Here is a 9,166-nt window from a genome sequence, read left to right as displayed (position 1 = left end):
ATTGATTCAACAATCGCTAATAATTTTTGCTTACCGCAACTTATTGAGCGGATACGTTTTGACGATATCCAAAGGAGCGATCGCATATTCACCCCTGCCTACATTCATCACCATCACTACTACAGTCGCTACTGCCAAGCAAAGCAACATCAGTGGTACACGTCGGTCAATCCGAAAAGATATCGCCTCGGAACGGATGACTAGCCAATCTACCTTCATCTTTTCACCTTTGACTTAGCCAAGTACACAAAAAAAGGAGCGCCAACAAGTGCTGTCATCACACCCACCGGTAATTCCTGGGGCTTTAGCAACACACGAGCGCTAATATCTGCAACTAACAGAAAAATTGCGCCTAACAGTGCAGAATAAGGTAAAATCCAACTGTAATCGCCTTTAATGAAAAATCTCACTACGTGGGGAACGACTAAATCAATAAAGCCGATTGGCCCGGCAATAGCTACTGAACTTCCCGCCAGTAAAACCACGCTAATAGCAGTAATTATTTTTACCCAAGCTGTCTGTTGACTTAGGCCTTTTGCCACATCTTCACCGAGACTTATGGTAGTAATCTGTCTACCGATAGCAAAAGCAAGTATTAATCCCATGACAACAAAAGGCAGTGCTTGGAAGAATATAATGGTATCTCGACCAGCCAATGAACCAGCTAACCAAAATCTAATTTCTTCTAAGGTTCGTTGACTAACGATCAAGACACCAGTGGTTAGGGAAGAGATCAGAGCCGTGAGTGCTGCACCTGCTACTGTCAGATTCAGTGGGGTAGCGCCTCCTCGTCCCAGAGAACCCAGGAAGTAGACTAACATTGCTGTGGCGCCTGCACCCAAAAAGGCCACAATGGTTAAAATACTCAAGCTTGAGTTGCCAAAAACAAAAATTGTTGCAACTACAGCCAGTGCTGCTCCCGACTGAATACCTAAAATCCCTGGATCTGCCAAGGGGTTGCGTGTCAAACCTTGCATTAATGCTCCCGATACTGCCAAGGCTGCTCCTACAAGGATAGCAATGAGCGATCGCGGTAATCTCACAGTCTGAATAACTAAGTGTTCATAGGAGCCGTCAAAGGTAACAAAGGATGCAAAAATCTTTTGTAGAGGTATTTCTACTGCACCCAGTGTAACGCTGTACACCAAGCAAATTAGCAGGATCAATAGTCCGAAAGTCAGACCTAATAAAGGTGATATTTGGGGCGTTTTCCAGCCTTTAGGTAATGCTGTAGTTGCTTTTGTCATTCTGTGTTGATTACGGCTACTTGAATGGTTGCTTTGGTTAATTTGCAGTGGGCTTTTCTTCTTGCTGTTGCTGCTCCTTTAGTTGCTCATTCCAGTCCACTGCTTGTGGATGCATCTTGGTCGCCCCAGGCAGCAGTTGTTTGATAGCTCGCGCCATCTCGTTTCCAGCATCATCCACCGCTCAAACTATGCAAGCAAATATTAGTTTTTAAGTGTGAGTTTTTCTGCCTTTATGAATATGTAGAAGTGCTTAGGGATAGTGCAGATGCTTCCAGTAGATGCGGATGATGGTGTTGCCAAAAACTCAACATCTGTTCGCCAACCTGTTGAGGATAAAAGTAGTGAAAAAAATGATACCCTTGTGGGCATTCCCAGAGTTTATCTTCTGGCTTCAACCAATTCAACCAATCATGCAATGCAGGTGGGCTGACTACGGGATCACTGTTGCTACCACATACCATCATTGGCATAGAAACTCCACCCTTGGGTAAATAAACCAACTTAAACAAAGAGTGTGATGATGGAGATTGTTCTAAATCTTTATCTAAGGCAGCTACTAACTTCTTAGTGGTATGAGGCGGTTGATTTCCAAAAAGACTGCGAACGTTGCTGGCCAAAATTAGTTCGCGGCTGATGCTAAAAAGTTGTCGTTGAAAGTAATAGTGAGCTTGCCAAGTGTTGGCGGGTTGAGCTGCTACAGCCAGGAGAGTGAGCGATCGCACTTTTTGAGGAAATCGACGGGCATAGCTTAAGGCGATCGCACCACCCATACTATGACCTGCTAGATGCACGGGGCGAGCGCGCCATTCTAAAAAGTCATACAGCAACTCCACAGCTTGATCTATGGAACTGGCTTCATCTTTAGTTTGCTGGTATTCCCACTGGGCGACGCTTATATACCCAGATAAATAATCAAGTAATGGTTTATCAAAACGCTGTAAAGCATGACTGGCACTTAACCACAAAACATCAAATGAATCAGACATAAATACCTATAACTTCTAAATTATCAATTTCAGTTAACTTAACGCTAAAAGGGCGGTTAGAAACCGCGTCTATACAGGCAAAACCCACACTTCGACCCTTCGACAAAGCTCAGGGCAACGCAAGCTCAGTGACCGCCTGCGTGGGTTTCAAACACTCAATTTTTCCTTAGTCCGCGCAGGCGGACGAGAAGTTTGTATAGCCGCGAATTCTATTCGCCCTGGTTTTAAGTTGACTTTCTACAAACCAAATTCTGTTTTCAACTGAGCAACCCAAGTTTTAATTCGCTCGTCTGTTAACTCAGATTGACTACCTTGATCAAGTGCCAATCCGACAAACTTGCCATTTCTCAAAGCTCTAGATTGCTCAAAGTCATATCCCTCTGTTGGCCAGTAGCCAACAGTTTTACCGCCTCGTTGGGAAATTTTTTCTTCGATAATTCCAATTGCATCCTGGAAATTATCGGCATAGCCATATTGGTCTCCATCACCAAAATAGGCAACCCGCTTACCACTAAAATCTATTTGATCCAGATCGGGGAAAAAGCCTTCCCAATCGCTCTGAAGTTGACCAATATCCCAAGTGGGAGAGCCAATAATCAGCAAGTCATACTCATCAAAAGTGGTAGTATCCGCCTCGTAAATGGGATGTAATGTTACAAGATCACCACCAAACTCATCCCGAATTTTCTCAGCATCAGATTCAGTGTTGCCAGTTTGAGTACCGTAGAACAGACCGATTTTTTTCGACATATTGTCACCTGATATATGGTTTTGCAATTGATTCTCTTTCAAAGAGGCTGCGCGATCGCAATAATTTACGCAAGGATACCTTTGCCAAGTTCATGCAACTCAGAAAAAGAAACCCGCATGAGCAACGTGAGCGCCCAAAAGTCGCCCTGAGAGTTTAGTTAACCGGGCGTTCCCTGCCCACCAGGGAACCGACTCCGGTGTTTGAACAGCCATTCTTGTCATGGCGTTACCTCCTGAGAAAATTTGCAAGTAGCTGAAATATATCATTAGCTTAATGCATATCTATATCAATAACTCTGAAGATATATTAACCCCTCGTTAAAACGGCTACTTATTACAGGAGAAGTACGTAAAATTGCGCGACGGCTCGAATCAGGAGGAAGTGTTGAGCAAAGCGGCGGCTTTCGTTGCTCAGAAGTTCGGTGACTCAGGACTTTTTTGGTAAATGAGAATTCTGTCTCCCACTACGGGAATACTCTAAACAGAGGTTTCCCTAAATCAATTGCTCATTTATGACTTACTCCTCAGCACAACGGCGCAGTACCGCTCTAACTACCAAAACAGAGTTTTCGCCCTTCGGGAACAAGCTAGTGCTATCTGGTTATGTCAATACCGACCAGATGAGGCAGGCACTAATTGAAAGCCGCAAATCTAGCATACCCCTAACGGAAGTACTAGAGTCAATCACTGGTCAACAACTATCACCTGAGTTGCTCAGGCAATATAAAAAACAGCAGCTATTTGAACTTAAAATACTATACGGTGTTGAATTCCTCGATCCAGAAGTCAACTCCTTTGACACCACGATGATGGCGAATCTGATTGAAACCCTTATCCCAGTGGATATCTGTCGTCGCCATCGTTTAGTACCACTGTCAAAACACCAAGACCAAACCCCGCCCTCTGTTTTAGTGGCGATGGTTGCTCCAGATAATCTTGAGGCTTCCGATGACCTGAACCGTATCTTGCGCCCCCAAAGCTTGGTATTGCAGCGGATGGTGATTACACAGGAAGACTACCAACAGCTAATCAACCAATACCTGGATGAAATGGCTGTTAAGCAGAAGCACCTAGACCAAGCAAAGTTTACAGATATTAATCAGGATTTAGAAAACCTCGGAAATCTTGATCTTGCGGATGCTCCAGAAGAAATGGAGACTGATCTAGGGGCGGCGATGAAGGGTGCAGAGGATGCCCCAGTCATCAACCTAGTCAACAGAATCCTGGCTAAAGCCTTGCATGAGGGCGTTTCTGACATTCATATCGAACCACAAGAAGAAAACTTACGCATTCGCTTTCGGAAGGATGGCATACTGCGCGAAGCTTTCGATCCCCTACCGAAAAAAATCATCCCGGCGGTGACAGCCCGATTTAAAATCATCTCCAATCTAGACATTGCGGAACGGCGTATACCCCAAGATGGACGCATCCGGCGGCTGTTTGAGGGACGTAAAGTAGATTTCCGCGTCAGCACCTTACCCAGCCGTTACGGGGAAAAGGTAGTGCTACGGATTTTGGATAACTCCTCTACCCAACTGGGATTAAATAAGTTAATTACCGACCCGGAAACTTTACAAATTGTCCAGGATATGGTGAGCCGTCCCTTTGGTCTAATTTTGGTAACTGGGCCAACTGGTTCTGGAAAAACAACCTCGTTATATTCTGCATTATCAGAAAAGAATGATCCCGGTATTAATATCAGTACTGTGGAAGACCCAATTGAGTACAGCCTTCCAGGGATTACTCAAGTACAGGTGATCCGGGAAAAAGGGCTGGATTTTGCTACCGCTCTGCGGGCTTTCTTGCGGCAAGATCCAGATGTGCTGCTGGTGGGTGAAACGCGGGATAAAGAAACGGCAAAAACAGCAATTGAGGCTGCGTTGACGGGTCACTTAGTATTAACTACCTTACATACCAATGATGCCCCAGGTGCGATCGCTCGTTTGGGAGAAATGGGTATTGAGCCATTCATGGTTTCTAGTTCCCTAATTGGCGTTTTAGCTCAACGTTTGGTGCGGCGTGTATGTTCTGAATGTCGTATTCCCTACACTCCTACGGTGCAGGAATTGGGTCGTTATGGTCTATCAGCTTCCTCAGATATCGAAGTCACCTTTTATAAAGCTAACACCTTGACATTAGATGCGATCGCCCAAGCCAAAACTAAAAATCAGCTTTGCCCAAAATGTAATGGCATCGGCTACAAAGGGCGTTGTGGTGTCTATGAAGTCATGCGAGTTACGGAAAACCTGCAAACTCTGATCAACGAAGATGCACCCACAGAACGTATCAAGGAAGTAGCAATAGAAGAGGGCATGAAAACCTTGCTGTCTTACAGTTTGGACTTAGTGCGCCAAGGTTCCACCACCCTCGAAGAAGTAGAACGGGTGACGTTTACTGATACTGGTTTAGAAGCCGAGTTAAAAGCCAAACGCAAGACTGGTCTTACCTGCCTGACTTGCGATGCCACATTAAAACCAGAATGGCTGGATTGTCCCTACTGTATGACATCTCGGTTTCAAAAGTAGTCATTGGGCACTTGTACTGAGCGAAGTCGAAGTATTGGTCACTTGTACTGAGCGAAGCCGTTGGCGCAGCCTCTCGTAGAGAAGTATTAGTCACTTGTACTGAGCGAAGCCGTTGGCGCAGCCTCTCGTAGAGAAGTATTGGTCACTTGTACTGAGCGAAGCCGTTGGCGCAGCCTCTCGTAGAGAAGTATTGGTCACTTGTACTGAGCGAAGCCGTTGGCGCAGCCTCTCGTAGAGAAGTATTGGTCACTTGTACTGAGCGAAGCCGAAGTATTAGTCATTAGTCGATGCTTAGTAACTTTAAACAAATGACAAAGGACAACTGACAAAGGACAAATAACAAACATTAAAAGGAAGCAGAACTATGGAAATGATGATTGAAGACCTGATGGAGCAATTGATTGAAATGGGTGGTTCGGATTTGCATTTATCCGCAGGTTTGCCTCCCTACTTCCGCATCAGTGGCAAACTCACCCCCATAGGTGAGCATGTAATGACAGCTGATCAGTGTCAAAGACTGATTTTTAGTATGCTCAACAATACCCAGCGTAAAACCTTGGAGCAGAACTGGGAGTTGGATTGTTCCTATGGTGTTAAAGGTTTGGCTCGTTTCCGGGTCAATGTCTATAAAGAACGTGGTTCTTATGCTGCTTGCTTACGGGCATTAAGTTCTAAGATTCCTAACTTTGAAAAATTAGGTTTGCCAGATGTGGTAAGGGAAATGACAGATAAGCCCAGAGGATTAATTCTGGTGACAGGCCCTACAGGTTCCGGCAAGACAACTACCCTAGCGGCAATGATTGACTTGATTAACCGCACCAAAGCAGAGCATATTTTAACGGTAGAAGACCCGATTGAATTTGTCTACGAACCAATTAAAAGCTTAGTTCACCAAAGACAACTGGGTGAAGATACCAAGAGCTTTGCTAATGCCTTGAAAGCAGCTTTGCGGGAAGATCCAGATATTGTTCTGGTAGGGGAAATGCGCGATTTGGAAACGATTTCTTTGGCAATTTCCGCCGCAGAAACAGGACACTTGGTATTTGGCACACTACACACCAGTTCCGCCGCCCAGACAGTTGACCGGATTATTGACGTTTTCCCCCATGAAAGACAAACCCAAGTGCGGGTGCAGTTGTCTAACTCCTTAGTGGCGGTATTTAGCCAAACCTTGGTGTCTAAGAAAAATCCTAAACCCGGTGAATATGGGCGGGTAATGGCTCAAGAAATTCTAATTGTCACTCCCGCTATTTCCAACTTGATTCGAGAAGGCAAAACATCTCAAATTTACTCAGCTATTCAAACTGGCGGTAAATTGGGAATGCAAACTCTGGAGAAGGTTTTAGCCGATATGTACAAAGCCGGAACGATCTCCTTTGAAGCGGCGATGTCTAAGACTTCTAAGCCAGATGAAATCCAACGTCTCATCGGTACTGCGGCACCGCCCCAGGCAGCAGGTGCGAAACCCGGTGCGGCTGCCAAAGCGCATTAAATGAACTGGGGAGAAATCAATTCAAAATTCAAAATTAAAGAACTTCTACCCCCTGCCTCCTGCCTCTCCTTTCCCAATGCCCATTTTGAATTAATTTATGCCAAACTATGTTGCCCGTGTGCGGGATTCTCAAGGAAAATCCCGATCAGAAAAAATTGTTGCCGAATCCTTGGTACAAGCTCGGACTAATCTCAGAGAGCAAGGTTTTGTAGTCCAAGAAGTGAAACAATCTCAAGGATTTCAACTAGATGTTGCCATAAAAAATTTCCAGAATTCCTTAGTTAAGGTTTCTGTGAAAGACAAAGCTGTTTTTTCGCGTCAATTTGCCGTTTTGATGAATGCGGGAGTTGCGATCGTTAGAAGTCTGGGGGTACTTTCTGAACAGTGTAGTAACCCTAAACTGAAACAAGCTCTTGTGGAGATTAGCATTGATGTTCAAAGTGGAATGAATCTTTCAGAGTCAATGCGGAAACATCCTGACTGCTTTGATGGATTATATGTGAGTATGATTCAAGCTGGCGAAGTTGGTGGTGTTCTAGACGAAGTATTAAATCGTTTAGCCAAATTGTTAGAAGATGTTGCCCGCTTACAAAACCAAATTAAATCAGCATTGTCTTATCCAGTGGTTGTGGGTTTTATAGCAGTTGCGATCTTCCTCGGCATGACCATTTTTCTTATTCCCATTTTTGCCACGATTTTTGAACAAATTGGAATTACATTACCACCTCTAACGCAATTCTTGATGGATACTAGTAAATTTTTGAGAAGTCCGAAAGCTGTCATCCTTCTCTTTATTATTGTCGGGCTCAAAATTGGCTATGGACAATTCGGTAAAACTCCTGGTGGTCGCCTCACAATTGATCGTCTTTCCCTGAAGATGCCGTTGTTTGGCGACTTAATTCAAAAATCTTCCGTCGCCCGCTTTAGCAGAACTTTTGGTTCTTTGACTCGTTCAGGTGTGCCAATTTTAACTTGCTTAGAAATTGTCCGAGATACATCAGGAAACCAAGTGATTGCCAATGCCATAGATGCAGCCCGCCTTGAGATTCAACAAGGAGGCATGATTAGCATTGCTTTACAACAAAGTGAAAGCGTTTTTCCGGCTATGGCAATTCAGATGATTAGTATCGGAGAAGAAACTGGAGAATTAGATGCAATGTTGATGAAAGTTGCCGATTTCTATGAAGATGAAGTTGAGCAGGCAGTAAAAGCAATGACCAGTATTTTGGAACCAGTGATGATTGTAGTTCTAGGGGGGATGGTTGGAACCATTTTGCTAGCGATGTATCTACCTATGTTTAAAGTATTTGAAACCTTGGGATAGAGGATTAATAGTTAAGAGTTAGGAGTTAAAACTTGTATTTCTAACTTCTAACTTCTAAATTTGATTCTTAACTTATCACTTTTAACTACTCACTATTTAATAAATTATGACTGTGCAAAAATCTCAGTACGAAGCGAGTTTAGCAGAGTACAGTAATCATCTAGCTGCGATCGCCTTACTAAAGCAATATCGGCCATACTTGGAGATGATTCCCAGTTTGCGCCGTCCAGATGAAAGTGTGATCACTATACCTTTGCCAATTGTCCGTTTTCACAACACTGCTACCACAGCCCCACAAACGATTTGCTTACCCTGTGATGTGGCAATTTTGATGTGCGATCCTGAGTGGAAAATCAAAACTGAACCAGAAATTTTAGTCTTTATTCATCGCGCTCATGAAGACTTTTCTGATTTGTTAGGACGTTGGCGACAAACCCAAGTTTGGCTGGACAATGATTATGAGTGGTTGATGCCTCTTTACCACAGTCATATTTTGAGTGAGGGATCTAATACCATATATCCTCTGTTTGTCGTTTTTAGTGATACTTTAGAACGCATCCAAAGAGGTTTAGTCGGAGCCGAACTTCCATTTATTATACAAACACCAGATTTGCTGCTTGAGGAGAATTTCACAGATATTTTCTCTCCACAAATTCCACCAGCTTAGAAAAAGTGAGAAGTTAAGAGTTTTTAATTGCAAATTTTGAATAAAGCTAGAGATTTTTAAGTCTCAAGTTTAGGTTTTTAACTCCAAACTCCAAACTCCTAATTCCTAATTCCTGTACAGACGCGATTAATCGCGTCTCTCCTAACTCCTGTACAGACGCGATTAATCGCGTCTC

Annotated in this window: 7 protein-coding genes and 2 pseudogenes; 4 read left to right on the top strand and 5 right to left on the bottom strand. The window is 43.8% G+C overall.

What is annotated here, in order from left to right:
• Positions 1 to 54 precede the first annotated feature (54 nt).
• From HWQ38_RS22285 to HWQ38_RS22265, 5 genes and pseudogenes are all read right to left on the bottom strand, one after another.
• Positions 55 to 219 (bottom strand): annotated as a pseudogene (locus HWQ38_RS22285) (iron ABC transporter permease); the annotation flags it as partial.
• Entirely contained in the window at positions 216 to 1,247 is a 1,032-nt protein-coding gene (locus tag HWQ38_RS22280) for an iron ABC transporter permease (RefSeq protein WP_292797885.1), read from the bottom strand. The gene HWQ38_RS22280 and the pseudogene HWQ38_RS22285, both read right to left, overlap by 4 nt.
• 230 nt (positions 1,248 to 1,477) lie before the next feature.
• Positions 1,478 to 2,233, bottom strand: coding sequence for an alpha/beta hydrolase (locus tag HWQ38_RS22275; protein WP_292797882.1), 756 nt, complete (start codon positions 2,231 to 2,233; stop codon positions 1,478 to 1,480).
• 237 nt (positions 2,234 to 2,470) lie between these two features.
• On the bottom strand, positions 2,471 to 2,983 hold the full coding sequence (gene fldA / locus HWQ38_RS22270; protein ID WP_292797880.1) for a flavodoxin FldA: 513 nt from the start codon (positions 2,981 to 2,983) through the stop codon (positions 2,471 to 2,473).
• Between the two features lie 111 nt (positions 2,984 to 3,094).
• A pseudogene (locus HWQ38_RS22265) lies at positions 3,095 to 3,196 on the bottom strand (chlorophyll a/b binding light-harvesting protein); the annotation flags it as partial.
• A 299-nt stretch (positions 3,197 to 3,495) separates the two neighbouring features.
• Here HWQ38_RS22265 and HWQ38_RS22260 point away from each other — a divergent pair.
• The 4 genes from HWQ38_RS22260 to HWQ38_RS22245 all read left to right on the top strand — a co-directional run bounded on the left by HWQ38_RS22260 (position 3,496) and on the right by HWQ38_RS22245 (position 8,991).
• Positions 3,496 to 5,508, top strand: coding sequence for a type II/IV secretion system protein (locus tag HWQ38_RS22260; protein ID WP_292797878.1), 2,013 nt, complete (start codon positions 3,496 to 3,498; stop codon positions 5,506 to 5,508).
• A 364-nt stretch (positions 5,509 to 5,872) separates the two neighbouring features.
• Positions 5,873 to 7,000 (top strand): type IV pilus twitching motility protein PilT, encoded by a 1,128-nt coding sequence (locus HWQ38_RS22255; protein ID WP_292797876.1) that lies wholly within the window; start codon positions 5,873 to 5,875, stop codon positions 6,998 to 7,000.
• 97 nt (positions 7,001 to 7,097) lie between these two features.
• Positions 7,098 to 8,324, top strand: coding sequence for a type II secretion system F family protein (locus tag HWQ38_RS22250; RefSeq protein ID WP_292797874.1), 1,227 nt, complete (start codon positions 7,098 to 7,100; stop codon positions 8,322 to 8,324).
• Positions 8,325 to 8,430: 106 nt separating this feature from the next.
• On the top strand, positions 8,431 to 8,991 hold the full coding sequence (locus HWQ38_RS22245; protein ID WP_292797872.1) for a hypothetical protein: 561 nt from the start codon (positions 8,431 to 8,433) through the stop codon (positions 8,989 to 8,991).
• Positions 8,992 to 9,166: the final 175 nt, after the last annotated feature.

Origin of the sequence: Nostoc sp. NMS7 (assembly GCF_017115085.1) — a bacterium.
In the GTDB taxonomy this organism is placed as follows: domain Bacteria; phylum Cyanobacteriota; class Cyanobacteriia; order Cyanobacteriales; family Nostocaceae; genus Nostoc.
This window is presented reverse-complemented; position numbering and strand designations above follow the sequence as displayed.

Excerpts from the sequence above, each read along its gene's own strand:
- HWQ38_RS22250 (WP_292797874.1), top strand. The coding sequence starts at position 7,098 with ATGCCAAACTATGTTGCCCGTGTGCGGGATTCTCAAGGAAAATCCCGA.
- HWQ38_RS22280 (WP_292797885.1), bottom strand. The coding sequence starts at position 1,247 with ATGACAAAAGCAACTACAGCATTACCTAAAGGCTGGAAAACGCCCCAA.
- fldA (WP_292797880.1), bottom strand. The coding sequence starts at position 2,983 with ATGTCGAAAAAAATCGGTCTGTTCTACGGTACTCAAACTGGCAACACT.
- HWQ38_RS22260 (WP_292797878.1), top strand. The coding sequence starts at position 3,496 with ATGACTTACTCCTCAGCACAACGGCGCAGTACCGCTCTAACTACCAAA.
- HWQ38_RS22275 (WP_292797882.1), bottom strand. The coding sequence starts at position 2,233 with ATGTCTGATTCATTTGATGTTTTGTGGTTAAGTGCCAGTCATGCTTTA.
- HWQ38_RS22245 (WP_292797872.1), top strand. The coding sequence starts at position 8,431 with ATGACTGTGCAAAAATCTCAGTACGAAGCGAGTTTAGCAGAGTACAGT.
- HWQ38_RS22255 (WP_292797876.1), top strand. The coding sequence starts at position 5,873 with ATGGAAATGATGATTGAAGACCTGATGGAGCAATTGATTGAAATGGGT.